General features: G+C 74.7%; 22 protein-coding genes. 11 read left to right on the forward strand and 11 right to left on the reverse strand.

Translation table 11 applies throughout. The features are described 5' to 3' along the window. Nucleotides 1-10: 10 nt before the first annotated feature. The 3 genes from nhaA to EV386_RS00440 all read right to left on the reverse strand — a co-directional run bounded on the left by nhaA (nucleotide 11) and on the right by EV386_RS00440 (nucleotide 2,713). Nucleotides 11-1,429, reverse strand: coding sequence for a Na+/H+ antiporter NhaA (gene nhaA / locus EV386_RS00430; RefSeq protein WP_130411322.1), 1,419 nt, complete (start codon nucleotides 1,427-1,429; stop codon nucleotides 11-13). Nucleotides 1,430-1,507: 78 nt separating this feature from the next. Further along, on the reverse strand, nucleotides 1,508-1,891 hold the full coding sequence (locus tag EV386_RS00435; protein ID WP_130411324.1) for a universal stress protein: 384 nt from the start codon (nucleotides 1,889-1,891) through the stop codon (nucleotides 1,508-1,510). Nucleotides 1,892-1,945: 54 nt separating this feature from the next. Continuing rightward, nucleotides 1,946-2,713, reverse strand: coding sequence for an IclR family transcriptional regulator (locus tag EV386_RS00440; RefSeq protein ID WP_242607760.1), 768 nt, complete (start codon nucleotides 2,711-2,713; stop codon nucleotides 1,946-1,948). 94 nt (nucleotides 2,714-2,807) lie between these two features. Here EV386_RS00440 and eda point away from each other — a divergent pair, with 94 nt between their 5' ends. Genes eda through EV386_RS00455 form a run of 3 tightly spaced genes read left to right on the forward strand, consistent with a single transcriptional unit; the run spans nucleotide 2,808 to nucleotide 5,603 of the window. After that, nucleotides 2,808-3,461 (forward strand): bifunctional 4-hydroxy-2-oxoglutarate aldolase/2-dehydro-3-deoxy-phosphogluconate aldolase, encoded by a 654-nt coding sequence (eda, locus tag EV386_RS00445; RefSeq protein WP_130411326.1) that lies wholly within the window; start codon nucleotides 2,808-2,810, stop codon nucleotides 3,459-3,461. Nucleotide 3,462: 1 nt separating this feature from the next. Then, nucleotides 3,463-4,566 (forward strand): sugar kinase, encoded by a 1,104-nt coding sequence (locus EV386_RS00450; RefSeq protein ID WP_130411328.1) that lies wholly within the window; start codon nucleotides 3,463-3,465, stop codon nucleotides 4,564-4,566. Between the two features lie 50 nt (nucleotides 4,567-4,616). After that, nucleotides 4,617-5,603 carry a bile acid:sodium symporter gene (locus EV386_RS00455; protein WP_130411330.1) on the forward strand — a complete coding sequence of 329 codons (987 nt, stop codon included), beginning with the start codon at nucleotides 4,617-4,619 and terminating at the stop codon, nucleotides 5,601-5,603. Between the two features lie 119 nt (nucleotides 5,604-5,722). On the opposite strand, the gene EV386_RS00460 is transcribed toward EV386_RS00455, so the two are convergent. Continuing rightward, the gene (locus tag EV386_RS00460; RefSeq protein WP_130411332.1) at nucleotides 5,723-6,166 is read right to left on the reverse strand and encodes a SufE family protein; all 444 of its coding nucleotides are present in this window, start codon (nucleotides 6,164-6,166) and stop codon (nucleotides 5,723-5,725) included. A 104-nt stretch (nucleotides 6,167-6,270) separates the two neighbouring features. Further along, complete coding sequence (locus tag EV386_RS00465) at nucleotides 6,271-7,200, reverse strand: sulfurtransferase (protein WP_130411334.1); 930 nt, start codon at nucleotides 7,198-7,200, stop codon at nucleotides 6,271-6,273. A gap of 282 nt (nucleotides 7,201-7,482) precedes the next feature. Between EV386_RS00465 and EV386_RS00470 the strand changes: the two genes are divergently transcribed. The 3 genes from EV386_RS00470 (at nucleotide 7,483) to EV386_RS00480 (ending at nucleotide 10,990) form a co-directional block, all read left to right on the forward strand. Then, complete coding sequence (locus tag EV386_RS00470) at nucleotides 7,483-8,865, forward strand: GAF domain-containing protein (protein ID WP_130411336.1); 1,383 nt, start codon at nucleotides 7,483-7,485, stop codon at nucleotides 8,863-8,865. Nucleotides 8,866-8,965: 100 nt separating this feature from the next. Then, on the forward strand, nucleotides 8,966-10,489 hold the full coding sequence (exaC, locus tag EV386_RS00475) for an acetaldehyde dehydrogenase ExaC (protein ID WP_130411338.1): 1,524 nt from the start codon (nucleotides 8,966-8,968) through the stop codon (nucleotides 10,487-10,489). A 96-nt stretch (nucleotides 10,490-10,585) separates the two neighbouring features. Next, nucleotides 10,586-10,990 carry a DUF779 domain-containing protein gene (locus EV386_RS00480; RefSeq protein WP_130411340.1) on the forward strand — a complete coding sequence of 135 codons (405 nt, stop codon included), beginning with the start codon at nucleotides 10,586-10,588 and terminating at the stop codon, nucleotides 10,988-10,990. Here the strand turns inward: EV386_RS00480 and EV386_RS00485 are convergent, their stop codons facing one another. Then, the gene (locus EV386_RS00485; protein WP_165399787.1) at nucleotides 10,991-11,755 is read right to left on the reverse strand and encodes a DUF624 domain-containing protein; all 765 of its coding nucleotides are present in this window, start codon (nucleotides 11,753-11,755) and stop codon (nucleotides 10,991-10,993) included. Nucleotides 11,756-12,100: 345 nt separating this feature from the next. Here EV386_RS00485 and EV386_RS00490 point away from each other — a divergent pair, with 345 nt between their 5' ends. Continuing rightward, nucleotides 12,101-13,126, forward strand: coding sequence for a LacI family DNA-binding transcriptional regulator (locus EV386_RS00490; protein WP_130411344.1), 1,026 nt, complete (start codon nucleotides 12,101-12,103; stop codon nucleotides 13,124-13,126). Between the two features lie 21 nt (nucleotides 13,127-13,147). On the opposite strand, the gene uxaC is transcribed toward EV386_RS00490, so the two are convergent. The 3 genes from uxaC to EV386_RS00505 form a co-directional block, all read right to left on the reverse strand. Next, a complete protein-coding gene (gene uxaC / locus EV386_RS00495; protein WP_130411346.1) occupies nucleotides 13,148-14,575 on the reverse strand; it encodes a glucuronate isomerase in 1,428 nt (475 codons plus the stop codon). 90 nt (nucleotides 14,576-14,665) lie between these two features. Beyond that, nucleotides 14,666-15,877 (reverse strand): class I SAM-dependent methyltransferase, encoded by a 1,212-nt coding sequence (locus tag EV386_RS00500; RefSeq protein WP_130411348.1) that lies wholly within the window; start codon nucleotides 15,875-15,877, stop codon nucleotides 14,666-14,668. A 1-nt stretch (nucleotide 15,878) separates the two neighbouring features. Next, a complete protein-coding gene (locus tag EV386_RS00505; protein WP_130411350.1) occupies nucleotides 15,879-16,286 on the reverse strand; it encodes a DUF5997 family protein in 408 nt (135 codons plus the stop codon). Between the two features lie 86 nt (nucleotides 16,287-16,372). Here EV386_RS00505 and EV386_RS18800 point away from each other — a divergent pair, with 86 nt between their 5' ends. Both EV386_RS18800 and EV386_RS00515 read left to right on the forward strand, forming a co-directional pair. Next, complete coding sequence (locus EV386_RS18800; RefSeq protein ID WP_130411352.1) at nucleotides 16,373-17,290, forward strand: LysR substrate-binding domain-containing protein; 918 nt, start codon at nucleotides 16,373-16,375, stop codon at nucleotides 17,288-17,290. A gap of 100 nt (nucleotides 17,291-17,390) precedes the next feature. After that, on the forward strand, nucleotides 17,391-18,413 hold the full coding sequence (locus tag EV386_RS00515; RefSeq protein WP_130411354.1) for a hypothetical protein: 1,023 nt from the start codon (nucleotides 17,391-17,393) through the stop codon (nucleotides 18,411-18,413). Nucleotides 18,414-18,491: 78 nt separating this feature from the next. Here the strand turns inward: EV386_RS00515 and EV386_RS00520 are convergent, their stop codons facing one another. Together EV386_RS00520 and msrA are read right to left on the reverse strand one after the other, a co-directional pair. Then, on the reverse strand, nucleotides 18,492-20,210 hold the full coding sequence (locus tag EV386_RS00520; RefSeq protein WP_130411356.1) for an ATP-dependent DNA ligase: 1,719 nt from the start codon (nucleotides 20,208-20,210) through the stop codon (nucleotides 18,492-18,494). 289 nt (nucleotides 20,211-20,499) lie between these two features. Then, nucleotides 20,500-21,126: a peptide-methionine (S)-S-oxide reductase MsrA gene (gene msrA, locus EV386_RS00525; RefSeq protein ID WP_130416679.1), complete on the reverse strand. Its 627-nt coding sequence runs from the start codon at nucleotides 21,124-21,126 to the stop codon at nucleotides 20,500-20,502. A 407-nt stretch (nucleotides 21,127-21,533) separates the two neighbouring features. On the opposite strand from msrA, the gene EV386_RS00530 reads away from it, so the two are divergent. Continuing rightward, a complete protein-coding gene (locus EV386_RS00530) occupies nucleotides 21,534-22,184 on the forward strand; it encodes a YdeI/OmpD-associated family protein (RefSeq protein WP_130411358.1) in 651 nt (216 codons plus the stop codon). A 9-nt stretch (nucleotides 22,185-22,193) separates the two neighbouring features. Further along, a complete protein-coding gene (locus EV386_RS00535; protein WP_130411360.1) occupies nucleotides 22,194-23,420 on the forward strand; it encodes a cystathionine gamma-synthase in 1,227 nt (408 codons plus the stop codon). Nucleotides 23,421-23,451 lie beyond the last annotated feature (31 nt).

Genomic DNA, 23,451 nt, shown 5'->3' on the forward strand with positions numbered 1-23,451 from the left:
CCGCTCGGGCTCACCCCGCGGCGGGCTCACCCTCGAACGGCTGGTCCGCGCCCGACTCCGGCGCGAGCCACGGCCCCCCGGGCAGCGTCGGCGGCGGGCCGTCGCCGCTCCCGGGCGAGCACAGTGGCCACCGCTCGCCCATCCAGCGCAGCAGCACCGAACCGGCCGCGGCCGCGACCAAAGAGCCCGCCAGGATGCCGATCTTGGCCTGGTCGCGCAGGGCCGGGTCGTCGAAGGCCAGCGCGGTGACGAACAGCGCGATGGTGAACCCGATCCCCGCGAGGGTCGCGCCGCCCAGCAGGTGTGAGTACCGCACACGCCCGGGCAGTTGCCCCAGGCCTGTGCGCAGCGCGATCGCCGAGAAGGCGAAGATGCCCGCGGCGTTGCCCACCACGAGCGCGACGGCGACACCGATGGTCAGCGACGACGTCGCCGCGACCCGAAGCGCCTCGCCGTCGACGCGCACACCCGCGTTGGCCAGCCCGAACACCGGCACGACGACGAACGCGCTCCACGGGTGCAGCACACGCTGCAGACGCTCGCCTGCGGGGACGGCGGCGCGTGCGGCGAGCTCGGTCAGGTGCTGTTGCTGGGCCGTCGTCTCCAGCGCGAGCCGGCGGGCATAGGCGGGGACGGCGGCGACGTCGTCGGGCCGGGCGCGCGAGGCGGGCACGAGCAGGCCGAGCGCGACTCCCGCGAGCGTGGGATGCACGCCCGAGGCGTACACCGCGAACCACAGCGCGACACCCACGATGGCGTACGGGCCAAGCCGCCACTCGCGCATCCAGCGCAGCCAGCCGAGTGCGCCCACGAGCACCGCCGCCGCGCCGAGCGCGACCCAGCTCACGTGCGCCGTGTAGGCGACGGCCAGCACACCGATCGCGCCCAGGTCGTCGACGACGGCGAGGGTGAGCAGGAACAGGCGCAGTTGGTCGGGGCATCGCGGGCCGAACAGGGCCAGCACGCCGATGAGGAACGCCGTGTCGGTCGACATGACGACGCCCCACCCGTGCGCGGCGGGGCCGGAGTGGTTGAACGCGAGGTAGATCGCCACCGGCACGCACAGCCCGCCGAGCGCGCCGAGCGCGGGAACGGCGACGGCGCGGCGGTCACGCAGGTCGCCGACGGTCGCCTCGCGGCTGATCTCCAGGCCGATGACCAGGAAGAACAGCGCCATCGCGCCGTCGTTGACCCAGCCCTCCAGCGGCAGCGCGAGGCGGTGGCCGCCCAGGTCGAGGCCGAGTGGGGTGTGCCAGAACGCCTCGTAGGCGCCATGCCAGGGGCTGTTGGCCCACACGAGCGCGGCGAGCGAGGTGCCCAGAAGCAGCAGCGCGCCGCCCGCCTCGGTCGCCAGGAACGCGCGCACGCCCGGGGCGAGCGGGCGCAGCGTGACGCGCAGTGGCGGGCCCGGGCGTCGCGGATCGCTCACCGTGCCATGCTCGCAGCGTCACGCCGCTGGCGCCGCGCGGGGAGCCAGCGGGGCCGCGGGAGCGGCTGGAGCGGCGGCTCAGGGCTGGGCGTACTCGGCCTTGACCACGAGCACGGGCACCGACGCGTCGAGCAGCACGCGCTGGGTCGTCATGCCCAGCACAAAGGTGCCCTCGCTTGAGCGGTTGCGCGTGCCGATGGCCACCAGGGTCGCGTGCGCGTCGTCGGCGGCGTCGAGGATGGCGTCGCTCGGCTCGTCGTCGGCGGCGCGGAAGGTCACGGCGGGCGGGGCGACGCCCGCGGGCAGCGCGTCGAGCTCGGCGGCGAGCGAGGCGGGCACGGAGTCGCCGGGGTTGAGCACCAGGACGGCGAGAGGCAGGTGTCGCCGTGCGGCCTCGGCGATGCCCGCGCGCAGTGCGGCCACGCCGTGATGGGAGTCGTTGCAGGCCACGAGCACGGTCATGCGATCACCTTCTCACGCATGCGCGCTGGGCACAGCCACTTCGGCGCGTCATTCTCACGGGCCGACGCCCGGTGTCGTCAGGCCGGCGGGCAGCAGTGTGGGGAGGGTGTCGAGCAGGGCGCCGACGCGCGCGCGCCGCGCAGCGCCGGACAGGCGCTCGGCGGGCGCCGTGATGCTCACGGCGGCGATCGGGCGCCCGGCGCGCAGCACGGCGACGGCGACGCACGCGATTCCGGGCTCGTTCTCCTGGTTCTCCTCGGCGTATCCGCGCGCGCTGGCCTGGGCGAGCGCGTCGCGCAGCGCGGCGGGGTCGGCGTCGTCTCCCGCCAGGCGCGCCAGGGCGGCGTCGTCGAGCGCGTCGCCCGCGGCCTGCGCCGCCGCGAGCCAGGCGCGGCCCAGCGCCGTCGTCGCCGCGGGGCGGTGGCGCCCGACGGCGGACCACACGCGCACCGCCCGCTGCGGCTCGACCTTGTCGAGGTAGACGATCTCGCGCCCGGCCAGGGCGCCCAGGTGCACGAGCTCGTCGACCTGCTCGCTCAGGGCCGTCAGGGCCGGGCGCAGCAGGCCGGGCAGGTTCTCCTCGCGCAGGAACGTGCTGGCCAGCGTGAGCGCGGCGGCGCCCAGGCGGTAGGCGCCGCCGGGCGTCTGCTCGGCGTAGCCGCGGTGGCGCAGCGCGGCCAGCGTGCGGTGCAGCGTCGTCTTGTGGACGCCGACGTCGGCGGCGAGGTCGGCGAGCGGGGCGCCGTCGGCGCCGGCGCGCGCGAGCGCGTCGAGCGCGAGCAGTGCCTTGTCGACGGCGCCGATGGGGCTCGGGTCGGCCACGGGGGACTCCTTCGGGTAGTCTGCGTTTCGCAGGTTACAACATGCGTTCACCATCACGAAACGCACTTCGAACTCATCACGAAACGGAGCACCGATGGACGCCACAGTCCTCGACCGGATCGCCGCGCTGCGCATCGTCCCCGTCGTCGTCGTCGACGGCGCGGACGAGGGCGCGCGCCTCGCCGACGCCCTCGTGGCGGGCGGTCTTCCCGTCGCCGAGATCACCCTGCGGCTGCCGGGCGCGCTCGACGCGCTGCGCGCCGTCGCCGCCGAGCAGCCCGACGTGCTCGTGGGCGCCGGCACCGTGGTCACCGCCGACCAGGTCGACGAGGTCGTCGAGGCCGGCGCCAAGTTCCTCGTCTCGCCCGGCACCTTCGAGCCCGTGGTGCGGCGCGCGCACGAGCTCGGCGTGCCGATCCTGCCCGGCGTCGCGACGGCGTCGGACGTCATGCGCGCCCTCGACCTGGGCGTGCGCGTCGTCAAGCTCTTCCCCGCCTCGATCGCGGGCGGCCCCGCCGCCATCAAGGCCCTCTCGGCCCCGTTCGGCCAGGTCCGGTTCATGCCCACGGGTGGCGTCAACGCCGCCAACCTGCACGACTACCTCGACCTGCCCTCGGTCATCGCCGCGGGCGGCTCGTGGATGGTCGAGCGCCCGCTGGTCACCGCGGGCGACTGGGCCGAGATCACCCGCCGCACGGCGCAGGCCGTCGCGCTCGCCGCGCCCCGCTCGACGACCACGGAGGGCTGAGATGAGCACCTCGATCACCACCCGCCCCGCCGCCGAGTGCCGCTACGACGTCGTCGCGCTCGGTGAGGTCATGCTGCGCCTCGACCCGGGCGACCGCCGCATCCGCACCACCCGCACCTTCGACGCGTGGGAGGGCGGCGGCGAGTACAACGTGGCCCGCGGCCTGCGCCGCGCCTTCGGCCTGCGCGGCGCCGTCGTGACCGCGCTCGCCGACAACGAGGTGGGGCGCCTCGTGGAGGACTTCATCCTCACCGGCGGGCTGGACACCTCCTGGATCCAGTGGCGCGCGTACGACGGCATCGGACGCACAGTGCGCAACGGCCTCAACTTCACCGAGCGCGGCTTCGGCGTGCGCGGCGCCGTCGGCGTCTCCGACCGCGGCAACACCGCGATCGCGCAACTGCGCCCGCAGGACGTCGACTGGGACGCGCTGTTCTCGCAGGGCGTGCGCTGGCTGCACACCGGCGGCATCTTCGCCGCGCTGTCGGAGTCGTCCGCCGACGTGGCCGAGGCCGCCATGACCGCAGCGCGCAAGCACGGCACGATCGTGTCCTACGACCTCAACTACCGCCCCTCGCTGTGGAAGGGCATCGGCGGGCCCGAGCGCGCGCAGGAGGTCAACAAGCGCCTCGCCTCGCTCGTCGACGTGATGATCGGCAACGAGGAGGACTTCACGGCCTCGCTCGGCTTCGAGGTCGAGGGCGTCTCCGAGGACCTGACCGACCTGGACACGGGCGCGTTCCGCGCGATGATCGAGCAGGCCTCGGCCGCCTACCCGAACTTCCAGGTCATCGCCACCACGCTGCGCGGCGTCAAGACGGCGACGCGCAACGACTGGGGCGCCATCGCCTGGTCGCGCGCCGAGGGCTTCGTCGAGGCGACCCACCGCCCCGACCTGGAGATCTACGACCGCGTGGGCGGCGGCGACTCGTTCGCCTCAGGCCTGGCGTACGGGCTGCTCGAGCTCGACACGCTGGAGCAGGCGGTCGAGTACGGGGCGGCGCACGGCGCCATCGCGATGACCACGCCGGGCGACACGACGACGGCGACGCTGGCCGAGGTCGCCAAGCTGGCCGGCGGCGGCAGCGCCCGCGTCCAGCGCTGACCCGCCCTCCCCGCACCCGCCAACCCGCACGCGCTCGGTAGGGTCGGCGGGTGCGGCGCGTTCTGGGGCAGTGGGTCGATCCGTTCATCGTCACGCTGCTGGCCGTCCTGGCGGTCGGGCTGCTCCTGCCGCTGCCCGGCGCCGCGCTGCGCGCGCTCGACGTCCTCGCGCGCGGCGGGGTCGCGCTGCTGTTCCTGCTCTACGGCGCCCGCCTCTCGACGCGCGAGGTATGGCGCGGGCTGGCCCACTGGCGGCTGCAGGGTGGAATCCTCGCCGCGACGTTCGTGCTCTTCCCGGTCGTGGGCCTCGCGCTCGCCCGCGTGGTCGAGCCGTGGGTCGGCGCCGCGTTCGCGCTTGGGGTCGCCTATGTCGCCCTGCTGCCCTCGACCGTGCAGTCCTCGGTCGCGTTCGTTTCGGTCGCGCGCGGCAATGTCGCCGGGGCGATCTGCGGCGCCACGGTCTCGAACATGCTGGGCATGTTGGTCACGCCGCTGCTCGTGCTGACCCTCCTGAGCGACGCCGTCGCGGGCGGCGCCGACGTCGCCACGGTGGGCCTGACCCGGCTCGGTGACGTGCTGCTCGGGCTGCTGGCCCCGTTCGTCGTCGGGCAGCTCGCCCAGCCGTGGGTGGGCGGATGGGTGCGCGCGCGCCGCCCGCTGACGCTCGCGGTCGACCGCGGCGCGATCCTGCTCGTGGTGCTCGCCGCGGTCGCGGGCGCGACGGCGGCCGGCACGTGGGCGGGGGTCTCGGCGTGGGCCGTGCTCGCGCTGCTGGGCGTGTGCGCGATGCTGCTCGCCGTCGTGCTGGCGGCCACCTGGTGGGGCGGCAAGGCGCTGGGCCTGGACGTCCCCGACCGCATCGCGCTGTTGCAGTGCGGGGCGACCAAGTCCCTTGCGACCGGCCTGCCGATGGCGGGCGTGCTGCTCCCCGCAGCGGCCGTGGGCTCCGTCGTCGTCCCGGTCGTCCTGTTCCACCAGCTCCAACTGGTCGTCTGCTCCATCCTCGCCCGCCGCCTAGCCCTCCGCCCACCCCTCTAACCCCGACCTCCCCGACCCCCGACCCCGACCGCTGCCGCCGAGGTACCGGTTCTCCGGCGAGGTACCGGTCCTCGGTCACGAATCGGGGGTGTGGTGACCGAGGACCGGTATCTCGCGGGTTAGGCGGGGTGGAGTTGGGTGCGGATTTGGCGCTTGGCGCGGGTGAGCATTCCCGTCATGCCGTTGAGGCGGAGGGGGCTGACGGCGCGGGTCAGGCCGAGGGTCATCGCGAAGTCGTCCGGGACGGCGAGCACCTGCTGCGGGGTCAGGCCCGTCAGCCCCTGGGCGAGGATCGAGGCGAAGCCGCGCGTCGTCGGCGCCTCACGCGGAGCCGTCGCGTAGAAGTGCACGCCGTCGGCCTCGACCTCCGCGAACGCCCGCACGGGGGACTGGCACTCCTCGACCTTCTCCAGCAGGGCCGGGCTCGCCGCGTACCGCTCGGGCAGCTCGGGCAGCTCGCCCGCGAACTCCAGCAGGAGTTGCAGCCGGTCGCGCTCGCCGAGTTCCAGGAAGCTGTCGCGGATCTCGGCGAGCGGGGCGGGCAGGTCGGTGGAGTCGGTCATGGGTGCAGTCTCTCGCGGATGGGCCGGGGTCTCGACAGGCTCGACCGCCGGGGTCGCGGCCGGGGTCTCGACAGGCTCGACCGCCGAGACCCCGGGGCTCGGGGTCAGGCGGCCGCGACCGCGGTGCGCAGCGCGGCCGGGACCTCGCCGGGCTCGTCGCCCGTCACGATCGGCACGCGCACCGCGTTGCCCCATTCGGTCCACGAGCCGTCGTAGTTGCGCACGTTCTCCAGGCCGAGCAGGAAGCGCAGTGCGAACCACGTGTGCGAGGACCGCTCGCCGATGCGGCAGTAGGTGATGACGGCGTCGTCGGCCTGGATGCCGAGGCCGCCCTCGCGGTAGATGGCCTCAAGCTCGGCGCGCGTCTTGTACGTGCCGTCGGCCGCGACCGCGGTCGCCCACGGGACGCTGCGCGCCGTGGGGATGTGGCCGCCGCGCAGCACGCCCTCCTCGGGGTAGTCCGGGATGTGCAGGCGCTCACCCGTGTACTCCTGCGGCGAGCGGATGTCGACGAGCGGCCCGCGGCCCAGGTGGGCGAGCACGTCCTGCCGGAACGCGCGGTAGGTGACATCGTCGCGCTCGACGACGGGGTAGTCCACCGCGACCGGCTCGACGACGTCGGTGGTCAGCTCGCGGCCCTCGGCGGCCCACAGGTTGCGGCCGCCGTCGAGCAGGCGCACGTCCTGGTGGCCGAACAGCGTGAACACCCACGCCGAGTACGCGGCCCACCAGTTGTTCTTGTCGCCGTAGAGCACGATCGTCGTCTCGCGCCCGATGCCCTTGGAGCCGAGCAGCGCGGCGAAGCCGGCGCCGTCGAGGTAGTCGCGCTCGACGGGCTGCAGCAGGTCGGTGTGCCAGTCGACCTTGACGGCGCCGGGGATGTGGCCGGTCTCGTAGAGCAGCACGTCCTCGTCGGACTCCACGACGACGACGTCGGCGTCGTCCAGGTGCTGCGCGAGCCACTGCGTCGACACGAGGCGGTCGGGGTGGGCGTACTCGGCGAACTTGGGCGACGGGTCGAGCGGTGCGGTCATGGCTCCTCCTGAGGTGCGTGCGGTGTGGCGGGGACGGTCGGTGGGTCGGGTGCGCCCGGGCCTCGGGCGGGGCTCCGGTCGTGGGCCGGCGAGCGTCGACCCGTCCGCATACAGAACCACTCCGGGCCTGTCGTGCGTCCCAGACGATCACGCCGTCTCGCGATGTGGGACCGTCATATGGACCCTCGCGCCTCGCGCGCGGCGCGCCCGCGAGGGCTTCTGTGATGCGCGTCACCATGTCTACACTGACGATCAGTCCCGGACGACGACGTCGGAGGCAGCATGCGAGCGCGCACCGTCCCCACCGCGAGCGGTCGGACCGCCTCGGGCGGGCGGTCCCGTCGGGGCTCGCGGTGGGTGCGCGCCGCGCACGACAGGTTCCTCGCCACGGGCACGCCGCCCGCGGGGCTCGACCCTGTCGTCGCCGAGTCGTGGCGGCGCAGCCTGCGCTCGGGCGTCGACCCCGACGAGCCGCACCCCGGGCGCATCCTGAGCGCCGACGAGCTCGCGCAGTACCGCGAGCGCCACCCGCTCGCGGCCGCGATGCCGCTCGCGCGCGCCATGCTCATCGAGTCGGCCGTCGACGACGGCCTGGTGGTCGCGGTGTCCGACGACGTCGGCCGGCTGCTGTGGGTCGAGGGCGCCAGCCGGGCGCGCGGCGCCGTCGACCGTGTGGGTTTCGTCGAGGGGGCGGTCTGGCGCGAGGAGTCCGCCGGCACCAACGCCCCGGGCACGGCGCTGGCAACCCGCCGCCCCGTCCAGGTCCTGGGCGCCGAGCACTTTGCGCGCCCGGTCCAGGCGCTCAACTGCGCCGCGGCGCCCGTGCGCGACCTGCGCACGGGCGCCGTGCTCGGCGTGCTCGACGTGACGGGCGGACGGGCGGCGGGCTCGCGCATGGTGCTCGCGCTGGTGCGGGCCACGGCGGCGAGCCTGGAGGCCGAGCTCGCGCGGATCGCGCGCGAGCACTCCGGCGCGCACACGGCGCCCGGCGCGTACGCCGCGCCCGACGCGCTTGTCGCGGCGAACGGGCTCGTCGCGGCCAACGGGCTCGCGGCAGCCGAGGGGCTCGGCGCGGCGCTCACGCCCGGCGCCGCCGTCGACCTGTCCGTGCTCGGACCCCGCCCGGCCTTCGCCACCCCGCGTGGCCCGGCGCCCCTGCCCCTGCGCCACGCCGAGATCCTGCTGCTGCTGGCCGCCCACCCGGCAGGCCTCGGCGCCGACGAGCTCGCCGTGCTGCTGCACCCCGGCGAGCTGTCCGACGTCGCCGTGCGCGTCGAGATGTCACGCCTGCGCCACTCGGTCGGGCCGGTCCATGTGGGCTCGCGCCCCTACCGGCTCGCCCGGCCGCTGCGCACCGACGCCGACGTCGTGCGCGGCTGCCTCGCAGCCGGTGACGCCGTCGGCGCCCTGGCCGCCTATCCCGGGCCGCTGCTGCGCCGCTCCACGGCCCCCGGCGTCGAGCGGCTGCGCGCCGACCTGTCCGCAGAGGTGCGCGCGGGGGCGCTCGCCGCGGGCGGGCCCGCGCTTGAGGCGTGGGTCGCCTCACCCGAGGGCGCCGACGACCACGAGGCGTGGACTCGCCTGGCCGCGCTCGCCCCGCCCGGCGGCCCGCTCGCCGCGCGCGCCCGCGCGCACCTGAGCGTGCTCGACGACCTGCTGCGCTGAGGTCCCGTGCGTGGGTGCAACGCAGATGCAACGTCGCGCGCCCTACGGTGCGCGCAACGGCACGAGGTCGTGCCGCGACCGCTGCAGAGAGGCAGGACAGATGACCGTCTACGCAGCCCCCGGCCAGGCCGGGGCCGTCATGGAGTACAAGCCGCGTTACGACCACTGGATCGGTGGGGAGTACGTCGCGCCGTCGAGCGGGGAGTACTTCGCCAACCCCAGCCCGGTCACGGGACAGACGTTCACCGAGGTCGCACGGGGGAACGCGGCCGACATCGACCGGGCGCTGGACGCCGCGCACGGCGCCGCGCGCGCGTGGGGCCACACGTCGGCGACCGAGCGCGCCAACATCCTCAACAAGATCGCCGACCGCATGGAGGCCAACCTCGAGAAGATCGCGGTGGCCGAGGCGTGGGAGAACGGCAAGCCGGTGCGCGAGACGCTCGCCGCCGACATCCCGCTCGCGATCGACCATTTCCGGTACTTCGCCGGGGCGATCCGCGCCCAGGAGGGCTCGATCAGCGAGATCGACGGCGACACCATCGCCTACCACTTCCACGAGCCGCTCGGAGTGGTCGGGCAGATCATCCCGTGGAACTTCCCGATCCTCATGGCCACGTGGAAGCTGGCGCCGGCGCTCGCGGCGGGCAACGCCGTCGTGCTCAAGCCCGCCGAGCAGACGCCGTCCTCGATCCTGTACCTGATGGAGCTGCTGGCCGACCTGCTGCCGCCGGGCGTGGTCAACGTGGTCAACGGGTTCGGCGCCGAGGCGGGCAAGCCGCTCGCGTCCTCCGCGCGCATCCGCAAGATCGCCTTCACGGGTGAGACCACCACGGGCCGCCTGATCATGCAGTACGCGAGCCAGAACATCATCCCGGTGACGCTCGAGCTGGGCGGCAAGAGCCCGAACATCTTCTTCGAGGACGTCGCCTCGGCACGCGACGACTTCTACGACAAGGCGCTCGAGGGCTTCACGATGTTCGCGCTCAACCAGGGTGAGGTGTGCACCTGCCCGTCGCGCGCGCTCATCCAGGAGTCGATCTACGACCAGTTCATCGGTGAGGCCATCGAGCGCACGCGCGCGGTCAAGCAGGGCAACCCGCTCGACACCGAGACGATGATCGGCGCGCAGGCCAGCAACGACCAGCTCGAGAAGATCCTGTCCTACATCGACATCGGCAAGGCCGAGGGCGCCAAGGTGCTCACGGGCGGCGCGCGCGCCGACCTCGGCGGCGACCTGGCGGGCGGGTACTACGTGACGCCCACGATCTTCGAGGGCAAGAACGCGATGCGCGTCTTCCAGGAGGAGATCTTCGGGCCCGTGGTCGCGGTGACGACGTTCAGCGACTTCGACGACGCCATCAAGACGGCCAACGACACGCTCTACGGCCTGGGCGCTGGGGTGTGGACGCGGGACATCCAGAAGGCCTACCGCGCCGGTCGCGAGATCGAGGCCGGGCGGGTGTGGACCAACAACTACCACGCCTACCCCGCGGCGGCGGCGTTCGGCGGGTACAAGGGGTCCGGCGTCGGGCGCGAGAACCACAAGATGATGCTCGACCACTACCAGCAGACCAAGAACCTGCTGGTCAGCTACAGCCCGACAAAGCTCGGCTTCTTCTGATCGGCGTGCGGCGACCGGACCTGTCGGGACCGCGCGGCATGACGCGGTCTCGGCGGGCCCGCTCGCCGGGGCGCATGACGACCTCGGGGGTGTGAGATGACGACGGCGGTGGCTCGCGTCGCCGTGACCGACGACGCCGCGGCGCTGCTCGCGCGGCTGCGACGACGGCACGGCGAGCTCATGTTCCATCAGTCGGGTGGCTGCTGTGACGGCTCGAGCCCGATGTGCTACCCGCTGGGCGACTTCATCACGGGCGACGCCGACGTCCACCTCGGCGACCTCGCGGTGACGCCCGAGGACGGGGAGGCGTTCGCCGTGCCCGTGTGGATGAGCCGTGCGCAGTTCGAGTACTGGCGGCACACGCACCTGACGATCGACGTCGTGGCGGGGCGCGGGGCCGGGTTCAGCCTGGAGGCGCCCGAGGGCGTGCGGTTCCTCGTGCGCTCGCGCCTGCTGACCGACGCCGAGTGGGAGGCGCTCGGCGAGCGCCCCGGACGGTGACTAGGCCGCTGACTGGTCCCCGGGCTTGGCGGTGAAGCGCGCGTAGATGTCGGTGAAGATCGGCTTGTCGTTCTGGTACCAGAACCACACGCCGATGCCGCCCAGTGGCAGCAGGCTCCACTCGGTCAGGAACCACGTGACGGTCGCGGCGATCAGGACCAGCGCGAACACACCGAACGTCGACCGCTTGGCCATCGCGAGGTAGTAGACGGCCAGGCGCGCGACGTCGCGCGTGCGGAAGGCGAAGAACGTCGCGATGGCCACGGCGTGCAGCGCCCACACCCCCACGAGCGCCGAGATGAGCGCCAGCACGATGCGGTACGCGGCGCCTAACCCGGCGAGGTCGCCGTGCGCGAGCGTGAACCCGATGATGGCGAGCACCACGACGGCGGGCGCCCACACCCGCAGCACGTCGGCCCAGTTGAGGCGGTAGCCGCGCCAGAACGCCCGGGCGGGCGCCAGGTCCTCGTCGGTGTAGCGCGCCCGCACCGTGTACAGCGCGGCCGACAACGCCGGGCCCAGCGGCAGCGCGGCGATCGCGATGAACGGCGCGTTCGCCGGTGACGGGTCGATCACCAGCATGAACGCGAGCGTCGGCAGGCTGACGAGCGCCATGAGGGCGGTCAGCACGATGTACCAGTAGATGGACTTGGTCGCGCGGCCCAGGGCGCCCTCGCCGAAGTCGCCGGGGACGCGGCGCGCGGGGCGCTCCGGGGGCTCGAACGGGGTCGGCTGGCCGGGCTGGCCGGGCTCGTCGGTGGTCACGTTCCTGAGGCTAACGTCCGGTGAAGCGCGCATCGTCGAGCCGACGCGGCTGCGGCGGTCGGGGGACCGGCGTTCCCCTGATGCGGTCGGGTCACCGCCTCCCGTGATCGGGACGCTCGCCACCGCCGTGGGCTGTCGCGCCACTCGCTCGCGAGTCTTCCGCGATCCCGGGGTCGCTTCTGAGTGCGGTGATGACCAAAACCGTGGGCTGGCACGGGATTTGCTTGATCAAGTGGTGTGTTTCGCCCGCTCCTGCGGGCCAAACCTTGCATCTGTGCAGGTCGTCGCTTGGTGTGCTGTAGGGTCCGGCGTCTACTGAAAGTTTCGAACCCGCGGGAGCAGTCGATGACCATGTCCAAGCCGACCGTCGTGGACGTCGCGCGGGCCGCCGGCGTGTCAGCGCCGACCGTGTCGAAGGTGCTCAACGGGCGCAGCGACGTCGCGGACCGCACGCGCGCCCGCGTCGAGCAGGCGCTCGACCGCCTGGGCTACCAGGCGCGCCGCCCCGCGCCGCCCGCCGAGGGCACGGGCCTCATCGACCTCGTGTTCCACCGGATCGGCTCGCCGTGGTCCATGGAGCTCATCGCGGGCGTCGAGCGCGCCGCGGCCGAGGCGCGCCTGTCGGTCATCGTCACCGAGCTCGATGGTCGTCACCGGCCCAGCGACGCGTGGGTCGACGCCACGCTCGCCCGTCCGCCGCGCGGCGTGCTGCTGGTCGCCTCGCACCTCGCCGCGGATCAGCGTGAGCGGTTGCAGCGACGCTCGATCCCCGTCGTCGTGATCGACTCCGACGGCGACATCGGTGAGAATGAGGTGACGGTCGGCTCCGACAACTGGCGTGGCGGGCTGCTGGCGACCCGGCACCTGATCGCACTCGGGCACACGCGCATCGCCGCCGTCGGCGGTCCGGACGACCTGCTGTGCAGCCGCGCGCGCCTCGACGGCTACCGCAGCGCGCACGACGAGGCGGGCCTCGTCATCGACCCGCGGCTGATCCGGTCTGGGGACTTCTACATCGAGGCAGGGCACCGGGCCGGTCGTGACCTGCTCATGCTGCCTGAGCGCGAGCGCCCGACGGCGATCTTCGCCGGGTCGGACATGCAGGCGCTCGGCGTGCTGCGCGCCGCCCAGGAGCTCGGGGTCAGCGTGCCGGGTGACGTGTCGGTCGTGGGCTACGACGACCTGCCCGTGGTCGAGTGGGTCCATCCGGCGCTGACCTCGATCGACCCCAAGCTCGCCACACAGGGGGCGGTCGCCGCCCGGCTGCTGGTGGACCTGGCCGAGGGCCGGACCCCGCCCGCGAGCGGCATCAACCTCACCGCCGAGCTGGTGGTCCGGGCCTCGACCGCGCCGCCGCGCACCGCGGCCTGACGAGCGGGCAGCCCGCGCGCCTCAGCGCGCCGCGTAGGCCTCCAGCGGCAGGCGGTAGGCCAGGTCGACGGCGGTGTCGACCGCCTCGTCGAGGTCCAGGCGGTGCTCGGCGACCAGACGGGCCAGGTAGCCGGCGTCGATGCGCCGCGCCAGGTCGTGGCGCGCGGGAATCGAGCAGAACGCGCGCGTGTCGTCGACGAACCCGGACAGGTTGCCGAAGCCTGCCGTCTCGGTCGCCGTCTCGCGGAAGCGCCTCATGGCCTCGGGCGAGTCGATGAACCACCACGGGGCGCCCAGGCGCATGGCCGGGTACACGCCCGCGAGCGGGGCGAGCTCGCGCGAGTACACGTCCTCGTCGAGCGTGAACACGATGGTGCGGAAGTTCGGGTGGTGCCCGAACGCGTCGAGCATGGGGCGCAGCGCGTGCGTGAACTCGACGGCGAACGGGATGTCGTAGCCCTTGTCGGGGCCGTAGCGGCGGGTCATCTGGGTCGAGTGCCCGCGCACGACGCCTGGGTGGATCTGCATGACCAGGCCGTCCTCGGTGGACATCTGCGCCATCTGGAACAGCATGTGGGCCGCGAAGGCGGCCGCCTGCGCGTCGCTGACGGGCCTGCCGGCCAGGGCGGCGTCGAACAGGCGCGCGGCGTCGTCCTCGGGCAGCGGCGTGGTGTCGGCGGTGTGGCAGCCGTGGTCGGTGGCCCGGGCGCCGGCCGCCTTGAAGCGCAGGCGCTGGGCGCGCAGCGCGTCGAGATAGGTCGCGTAGTCGCGCACCTCGACGCCGGCGGCGGCGCCGGTGGCCAGCACGTCGTGGGTGAACGTCAGGTTGTCGAGCTGGAGCAGCGGGTCGGGGCGGAATGTGGGCAGCACGCGCTGGCCCAGCCCGTCGGCCGTGAGCCGCGCGTGGTGTTCGAGGGACGCCCACGCCGGGTCGGTGGTGCCGATGACCTCGATGTCGAAGCGGTCCAGCAGCGCGCGCGGGCGGAAGCCTGGGGTGGCGATCTCGGCGGCGATCTGGTCGTAGATCGCGTCGGCGGACTCGGCCGACGGGCGCTGGGTCACCCCGAAGATCTCGACGAGCACGTGCTCCATCCAGAAGCGGGTCGGCGTGCCGCGGAACGCCTTCCAGTGCTCGCAGAACCGGCGCCAGACCACGCGCGGGTCGGCCTCCGTGGTCGCCGACCCGTCGATGGCCGGCACGCCGAGCTGGTGGAGCGCGTACCGGCCCTGCGAGACGATCATGCGCAGCAGGTAGTGGTCGGGCACCACGAGGAGCTCGGCGGGGTCGGGGAACTGGGTGTCCTCGGCGAACCACTCGACCGGGACGTGCCCGTGCATCGAGACGATGGGCAGGGCCCGCGTCTGCTGGTAGATCTCGCGTGCGATCGGCCGGGTGACCGGGTCGGCGGGCAGGGCGCGATCCTCGTGGAGGGTCCAAGGCTGCGTCATCGTGCGGTGCTCCTCGCTCGGGCAGTGGCGTCGTCGCCAGGTAGTGCGAACGTTTGCAGCATAGTCAGCGGCGTGGCGCCGCCGCGGCGCTCAGCGCCGAACAGTGCGTGTGACGGTGAAGCGCGGGTCGCGCGCCGCCTGCGTCGTCGGGCCGATCGTGCGCTCCAACGCCCCGCGATGGCGCAGCGCGGAGTTGTACACGCACCACAGCTCGCCGCCCGGGCGCAGCACACGCGCCGCGGTCGCGAACATCCGGTGCGCCGCGTCGGTGGACAACGCCGCGCGGTCGTGGAACGGCGGGTTGCACACGACCAGGTCGGCGCTCGCGTCGGCGAGGCCCGCCCCCGCGTCGTCGCGCAGCACGGCGACGCGCTCGCCGACCCCGTTGGCCTGCGCCGTCGCGTGGGCCGACGTCGTCGCCGCGGCCGAGCGGTCGGTCGCCACCACGCGCGCGCCGCCGTCGCGCAGCGCCAGCACCGCGGCGAGCAGACCCGTGCCGCAGCCCAGGTCGACGGCGTCGGCGGCCGCCGGCCACTGGCCCGCGGTGCGCAGCAGCGCGCGCGTGCCCAGGTCGAGCGTCGCGCCCGCGAACACGCCGCCGTGCGCGACGACCGTCACGGCGCCGTCGGCGGGCAGGCGTGCGGCGGCCAGCAGCTCGGCGTCGCGCAGCCTCGCCGTGACGGGGTACGACGGCGGCGCCGACCGCGCCTGCGGAAGCGGGCCCGAGGCGACCAGCACGCGCGACTTGCCGCGCGCGAGCGTCGCGCGCACGTGGGCGAAGCACGCGCCGAGCACGTCGTTCATGGCGTGCGTCATGTGCTTGACGCGGCCGCCCGCGAGCAGCGTGACGCCGTCGGCGCCCTCGCGCGCGACGAGTTCGGCGACCTCCTGTAGCTCCGAGAGCGAGCGGGGGAGTTGGAGCAGCACGACGCGCGCGCCCTGCGCCAGCGCGGGGCCGAGGTGGTCGAGCACCCTCAGGCCGCCGACCGCGTCAGGCGCGGGCGAGGCCGCCTGGTTGGCGAGCACGGCGCGCTCGGCGGTGACGGCGTCGGTGTGCAGGCGCACCCGCCCGGCGCCCAGGGCCAACGCGCCGAGGCTCAGCGCGCCGAACCGGTCGCCGATCACGGCGACGTCCTGCGGCCCGGCGCCGGCGAGCAGGGCGGCGGCCTCGTCGAGCAGCAGCCGGTCAGTCGCGTCGACGGCGACGGGGCCGTCGGCCCGCGACCCGTCCTCGGGCCACGGGGTCAGCGCCGCGAGCGCCGCGGCGAGCGCGGGGCTCGCGGCGGCGTCGGCCTCGGGCACGTCAGCGTGGCGCGCGGCGGGCGGCGCGCTCGGCCTCCTGCGCGGCCTTGGCCGTGAGCCGGTCCTCCTCCTCGCGCACCTTGGCCGCGACCTCGCGCTCGTGGACGAGCCAGGCGGGCGGGTCGGCGCGCAGCGCGTCGATCTGCTCGGTCGTCAGCGCATCGGTGAGGCCGCCGCGCGCGAGCCCCGCGATCGAGACGCCCAGCCGACCGGCCACGACGGGGCGCGGGTGCGGTCCCTCGCGGCGCAGCGTGGCCAGCCACTCGGGCGGGTTCTTCTCGATCTCCTCGAGCTCGGCGCGCGTCAGGCCTTTCTCCTGGAACTCCGGGGGAGTGGCGGGCAGGTAGACGCCCAGCCGCTTGGCGGCGTTCGACGGCTTGAGGACCTGCTGCGAGAAGGGTGTGGCCATGCCGCCAAGGGTACGTGGCGCGCCGTGGACGCGGCGTCCGCCAGGCACGCCGCGGGGGCGCAGCGCCTGGCACGTAGCCTGGCCCCGTGAGCGAGCAGCCCGTCGAGACCTTCCGCCTCGGCTACGTGCCCGGCGCGACCCCCGGCAAGTGGGCGCGCACGTGGCGCGAGCGCCTGCCCGGAGTGAGGCTCGACCTGGTCCAGGTCGAGGCCGCCGACGCCGTCGCCGCGCTCGAACGCGGCGAGGTCGACGCCGCGATCGCGCGCCTGCCCGTCGACAAGACCAGGCTGAGCGCCATCGCGCTGTACGAGGAGGTCCCCGTCATCGTCGTCTCGCGCGACCACCTGCTCGCGGCGAGCGGCGACGACGAGGCGGTCACGCCCGCCGACCTCGCCGACGACGTCGTGCACCTGGCCGACGACGACGTGCTGTTCGCGCCCGGCGCGCCGGTCCCGGGCCTGCGGCCCGCGGCCTACCGCGAGGACGGGACGCTCGACCCCGGTGGCCTCGCGCCGCGCCCGACGACGACGGCCGAGGCCGTCGCGTGGGTCGCCGCGGGCGCGGGGGTGACGATCGTGCCCATGTCGCTCGCTCGGCTGCACCACCGCAAGGACGTGACTCACCGGGTGCTCGACGGCGGGCCGAGTGCGCCGGTCGGGCTCGTGTGGGTCTCCGAGCGGACGACTGACCTGGTCGACGAGCTCATCGGCATCGTGCGCGGGCGCACCGTGAACAGCTCACGTGGTCGTGGCGGGGCCCGGCGCGACGAGGACGGCACGGGTGGCCGGGACGGGCGGGATGGGCGCCGCGGCGCGGGCCGCGGCGGGCAGGGGCGCGGCGCGGGCGGTCAGGGGCGCGGCGCGGGCGGCCAGCCCGGCCGCGCGGGCGCCGGCAAGGGCTCGTCCGGCGGCGCCGAGCGAGGGTCGGCGCGCGGCTCAGGACCGGGAGCGGGCCGGGGCAAGGGCCGACCGGGCTCCACCGGCAAGGGGCGCCGGGGTCGCTGACCAAGAGGGGCGAAAGGCAACGTAGATCCTTTCTGTCCGTTTCGATACAGTTCGCTCCGGCACGTTTCCGCGCGCCATTCCCCACTGCCAAGGAGCGTCAGTGCGCACCCCCCTCCTGCCCGGAATGTCGTCGTCCCGTCGTCCGCTGACCGCTCGTGCGCTCGCCGTGGGCATGCTCGCGCTCGGCCTCGCCGCCTGGGGCGTCACCCCCGCCTCAGCCGCAGGGCCCGCAGCCGCGACCCGATCGGGCGACGGCCACGTCGGCGCCCACTGGGACGGCGGCTCGGCGCGCTCGGGCGGCGTCGAGTACTCCTGGGCGCCGCGCACCTACGACTACGAGGCCGACGCCTGCCCGCGCCTCGACTCGGGCACGCAGACCGCGCGCGGCGCACACGAGACCCTGGTGATCCAGGCCGACCCCGGCAAGGTCATCAGCGCCTACTGCGTGACCGCCGGATCGCGCCGCACGGGCGAGGGCCCCAAGCTCGTCGAACTCGACGAGCCCGTCGCCCGCCTCACCATCGCCTACCCGGCGGGCGGCCGCTGCCAGTCGATCGCGCACTACTCGTACGCGCAGCAGGACGCCCCGCGCGCCGACACGCCCGGCGCCCCGGGCGGCGGCGCCGCACCCGTCACCCCGGCGACGCCCCGCTCGGGAGGGTCCGACGAGGACGCCCCCACCGCGGGCGGCACGTCACCGTCGCCCAGCGGTGAGGGGCAGGCCCCGCAGGCGGACGCTCCCACGCCGGACGCGCAGCCCGACGACGTCGCACCCCTCTCGGCGGACGCCGAGGCGGCGGACGCCGGCACGGATGCCGCCCCCAAGGCGTCCGGTGACGCGGGCAGCCTGACGGCGGACGAGGCCGTCGCGGTGGCGAACGTGACGCAGGCGGGCGACGTCAGCACCGCGCCCGTCGACGAGGCGGCCACCGCGGCCGAGGCGACGAGCACCGCAACCGCTCCGACGCCGGCCGACGCGGCGCCGGTCGTGCGGGCGGGCGCCGAGCGGCTCGCGCTCACGGGAGGGGCGGTCGCCACGGCTGCCGTCGTCGCCGTCGCGCTCGTGGCGCTGGGCGTGCTCGCGGTCCTCGTGGCGCGCCGTCGGCGCGGCGCGCAGATCTGAGGCTCGCGACGGCATGCTCGACGGCGCCGCGCCCGCGCACGTGGCCGCGGCGTCGTCGGGCTGCGGGTGAGGTCGGCGTCAGGCGCCGACGAGCAGCGCCCGGACCGCGTCGAGGGTGTCGGCCTCGGCCGCCGTCTTGTCGTCGCGGTAGCGCACCACGCGCGCGAACCTCAGCGCGACGCCACCGGGGTACCGCGACGAGCGCTGCACGCCGTCGAACGCGACCTCGACGACCTGCTCAGGGCGCAGGCGCACGACCCAACCGTCGGCGGGGCCGTCGGCGAGCTCGGTGAAGCGCGCGGTCTGCCAGGCGAGCATCTCGTCGCTCATGCCCTTGAAGGTCTTGCCCAGCATGACCCAGCCGTCCCGGCCGTCCTCACCGGCGTCGGGCACGCGCGCGCCCAGATGGATATTCGACAGCCACCCGGCCCGGCGCCCCGATCCGCGCTCGACGGCGAGCACCACAAGGTCGAGGGTGTGCCGCGGCTTGACCTTGACCCACGCGCTCCCGCGGCGCCCGGCGTCGTAGGGGGCGGTGAGGCTCTTGACCACGACACCCTCGTGGCCCTGGGCGAGCACGTCGGCGAAGAACGCGGCGGCCTCCGTGAGGTCGGCCGTCACCGTGCGGCGCACCAGGGCCGACGGCGGGGCGACGCGCGACAGCACGGCGAACCGCTCGGACTCGGGGGCGTCGAGGAGGTCTTGGCCGTCCACGTGCAGCGCGTCGAACAGGTACGCGGTCAGCGGCGTGCGCGCGGCGGCGCCGTCGCCCTGGGAGCCCGTGCGCGCCGCGGTGTCTTGGAAGGGCAGGGGGCGTCCATCGTCACCGAGCGCGATCGCCTCGCCGTCGAGCACGACGGCGTCGGCGGGCAGGGAGCGCGCCAGCGCGACGAGTTCGGGCACGCGGTCGGTGACGTCGTCGAGCGAGCGCGTGAAGATCGCGACGTCGTCGCCGCGGCGATGCAGTTGCACGCGGATGCCGTCGATCTTGGCCTCGACGGCGACGCCCGCCGGGGCGGCCACCCCGGGGCTCTGGGGCGCGGGCGCGTCATCGGCGCGTGAGGCGGCGTCGGCGCCGCGGTGGGCGGTCGCGCCGAAGCTCGCGAGCGCCGCGGCGACGTCGGACGCCGGGGAGGCGAGCATGGGCCGCACCGGCCGGCCGACCTCAAGCCGGAACTCCGCCAGCGCCGCCTCGCCGCCCGTCAGCGCGGCGCGCGCGATCGGCCCCGACAGCGCGCTGAACATGGCCGCGCGCCGGACGGCGGTGATCGGCACGCCCGCGGCCGCCGCGACGGCGTCGAGCAACAGCGCGTCGAGCGCGCCCTGGCGCAGCTCGCCCAGCAGGAGCCCCCGCAGGAACCGCTGCTCGTCGGCGGTGGCGGCCGAGAGCAGGCCGTCGAGCGTGGCCGCGCGGGCGGCCTGCGATCCGGGGCCGGCGGTCGAGGCGAGCGCGTCGAGCGCGGCGTCCACGTCGAGCGGCGTCAGGCTCGCGGCGTCGGCCGGGTCGGGCGCGCGGGTGAGCGAACGCCAGCCGACACCCGTGCGCCGCTGCCGCGCACGCCCTGAGAGGAACGACGCGACGACCTCGACGAGCTCGCCCGCGCGGTCAGCTTGCGTTCCGTGGTGCGCGCCGCCGTGGTGCGCGCCGCCGTCGTGCGCGCCGCCGTGGTCGGAGGCGTCGGGCGCGCCGACGGCGGCCGCCGCCCGCAGCGCTGCGGCGAGCAGATCCCGCTTGGCCGTGCGCGACCGCGTGGCGGCCACCGCTGACCAGGTCGCGACGACGTCGTGGAGCAGCACGCCGTCGATGCTGCCACCGTGGCGCGAGGTGCGCCTGCGAGCGCCGCAGGCCAGCGCGACCTCGGTCCGGGCGGCGTCGCGGCCGCCCGGCCGGGAGGCGGTCGGCGCACCGCACCGTTCGCAGGAGAGCGCAGGGGCGACCCCACACCGTATGGGCTGGCCGCGATGAGCAGCCCCGTGTTGAGCAGCCCCGTGTTGAGCAGCGGGGAGTTCGCGGTCAAGGAGATCGGCGCGGGCCTGGCTCACCTCTCGATCGACGAGGCATCGCGGACGCCGGCACCCCCACTGGCTATGCGGCGACCGGGTACGGCACGCCCGTCGTCGCGTGGCAGCGGTACCCGTGCGGGTTCTTGTCGAGGTATTGCTGGTGGTAGTCCTCGGCGTAGTAGAAGGGGCCCGCCTCGGCGGCCGGGCGCAGCTCGGTGGTGATGGGGTCGTACCCGCGCGCCGCCAGGACCTGCTCGTACACGGCCTTGGTCGCGTGGACCGCGGCCTCCTGCTCGGGCGTCGTCCAGTAGATCGCCGAGCGATACTGCGTGCCCACGTCGTTGCCCTGCCGGTTGCCCGACGTCGGGTCGTGGCGCTCCCAGAACACGCGCAGCAGCTCCTCCTCGCTCACCCGGCTCGGGTCGTAGGCCACCAGTGCGGTCTCGGTGTGGCCCGTGAGCGCGGTGCACACCTCGTCGTAGGTCGGGTGCGGGGTGATCCCGCCCATGTACCCGACGGCGGTGCTCACCACGCCGGGCTCCTGCCAGAAGATCTCCTCGGCGCCCCAGAAGCAGCCCATCGCCAGGTACAGGACGCGTGTGCCCTCAGGCCACGGCCCGGTGATCGATGTGCCGAGCACGGTGTGTGGCCTGGGGCTGGCCAGGACGGGCGAGGTGCGCCCGCGCAGGGCCTCGTCGGACTGCACCATGGACTGCTTGTCGGAGCCGAACAGGCGGTCGAAGATCGTCACGTCATTTACCTCCTTGTGGGGCGCCCGGCGCTCCCGACGCCCGCGGCGGCGCTCCCGCAACCAAGAACCGCGCGCCGCCACCGGGTGTTCCACCCGCCCGCCACACCGTCCCCGAATCCGCACCGGGTTCCACCCGCCCGCCGCACCGTCCCCGAAGCCGTGCCCGAGCCGCCGTCGGGGTGTTCGAGCATTTGGGCCACGTTCGAGCATCCGCGTCGAGTTCGAGCACTCGGGCGCTCGACCACCTCGACGATTGCTCGAACGTGGCCCAAATGCTCGAACGCGTGAGGGCCGTGGCGCGCAGGTGGGGCGGGTGGGCTGCGGATGGCGGGTCGTGGGCGGGTGGGCGGCGTAGCGTGCGGCGCATGGTTGCGGGTCCGCTTCCGGACGAGTTGGTCCTTCCCGACGTCGCGGCCTGGCGCGCCTGGCTCGACGCGCATGAGGAGGAGCCTGACGGCGTCTGGCTCGTGCTCGCGCGCAAGAGCCGCGACGCGCCGACGACGCTGACACACGACGTCGCGCTGGAGGAGGCCCTGTGCAGCGGCTGGATCGACGGGCAGGCCCGCTCGCGCGACGAGGACACGAGCCTGCAGCGGTTCACCCCGTGTCGGGCCCGCAGCGTCTGGTCGGCCCGCAACGTCGGCATCGTCGGCCGGCTCACCGAGCAGGGGCGGATGCGTCCGCGCGGGCTCGCGGAGGTCGAGCGGGCCAAGGCCGATGGCCGTTGGGAGCGCGCCTACGGCGGCAGCCAGGACATCGAGGTCCCGCCCGAGTGGGCGGCGGTGCTCGCGGCCAGTCCGCTCGCAGCCGCCAACTTCGCGCTGCTGACCGCGCAGAACCGGTTCGCGATCCTTTTCCGGCTCACGCACGCGAAGCGGGCCGAGACCCGTGCGCGCAACGCCGCGATGTACGTCGCGATGCTGGAGCGTGGGGAGAGCGTCTACCCGCAGCGTCGTCGCCTGACGGCGCAGCCCGCGCCCGACGACACCGGGACTGGTGGGCAGGACGGACCATAAGGTTGACCCGTGACCACGCATGACTGGACCGAGACCGGGTTCGCCACACGAGCCATCCACGCCGGGCAGGACCCGGACGCCGCCACCGGGGCGGTCGTGCCGCCGGTCTACCTGACCAGCACCTACAAGCAGGACGGTGTCGGCGGGCTGCGTGGCGGGTACGAGTACTCGCGCTCGGCCAACCCGACGCGCACCGCCCTCGAGACGGCCCTTGCCGCGGCCGAGGCGCCCGCGGGCGGCCCGTCGCCGCACGGTTTCGCGTTCGCCTCGGGCCTGGCCGCTGAGGACACGCTGCTGCGCGCCGTGCTGCGTCCGGGCGACCACGTGATCCTGCCCGACGACGCGTACGGCGGCTCGTACCGCCTCATCGCCCGCGTCTTCGGCGCGTGGGGAGTCGAGCACACCGCCGTCGACCTGACCGACGCGGGCGCCGTCGGCGCCGCGGTGCGGCCGACGACGCGCGTGCTGTGGGTCGAGACGCCCACCAACCCGCTGCTCGGCGTGAGCGACATCGCCGCGCTGGCCGCGCTCGCGCACGACGCCGGGGCGCTGCTGGTCGTCGACAACACCTTCGCGACCCCGTACCTGCAGACGCCGCTCGCCCTCGGCGCCGACGTCGTCGTGCACTCGACCACCAAGTACGTGGGCGGGCACAGCGACGTCGTCGGCGGGGCGCTCGTCGTGGCCGACGGCGTGCCGCTGCCCGGCGGACGCCCGGCGCCGAACGGTGAGGACGACGTCGCCGCGGCCGTCCGGTTCCACCAGAACGCCTCGGGCGCCGTGGCCGACCCGTTCGCCGCATGGCTCACGCTGCGTGGCCTGAAGACCCTCGCGGTGCGCATGGACCGCCACCAGGCCAACGCGCTCGCCGTCGCCCAGTTCCTCCAGGCGCACCCGCGGGTGACGCGCGTGCTCTACCCGGGGCTCGCCTCCCACCCGGGGCACGCGCTCGCGGCGCGCCAGATGCGCGGGTTCGGCGGCATGCTGTCCTTCCAGGTCGGGTCCGAGGCCGCGGCGCTGGCCGTGGTGGACCGCACGCGCGTGTTCACGCTCGCCGAGTCGCTCGGCGGCGTCGAGTCGCTCATCGAGCACCCCGGGCGCATGACGCACGCGTCGGTCGCGGGCTCGGCGCTCGAGGTTCCGGCCGACCTGGTGCGCGTCTCGGTGGGCATCGAGGACGCCACGGACCTCATCGCCGACCTGGAGCAGGCTCTGGCCCCTACGGTGTCGCAATGACGAATGCGCGTGGACGGGCAGTGAGCGGTCG

The sequence above is a fragment of the Xylanimonas ulmi genome, from assembly GCF_004216535.1.
GTDB lineage: Bacteria > Actinomycetota > Actinomycetes > Actinomycetales > Cellulomonadaceae > Xylanimonas > Xylanimonas ulmi.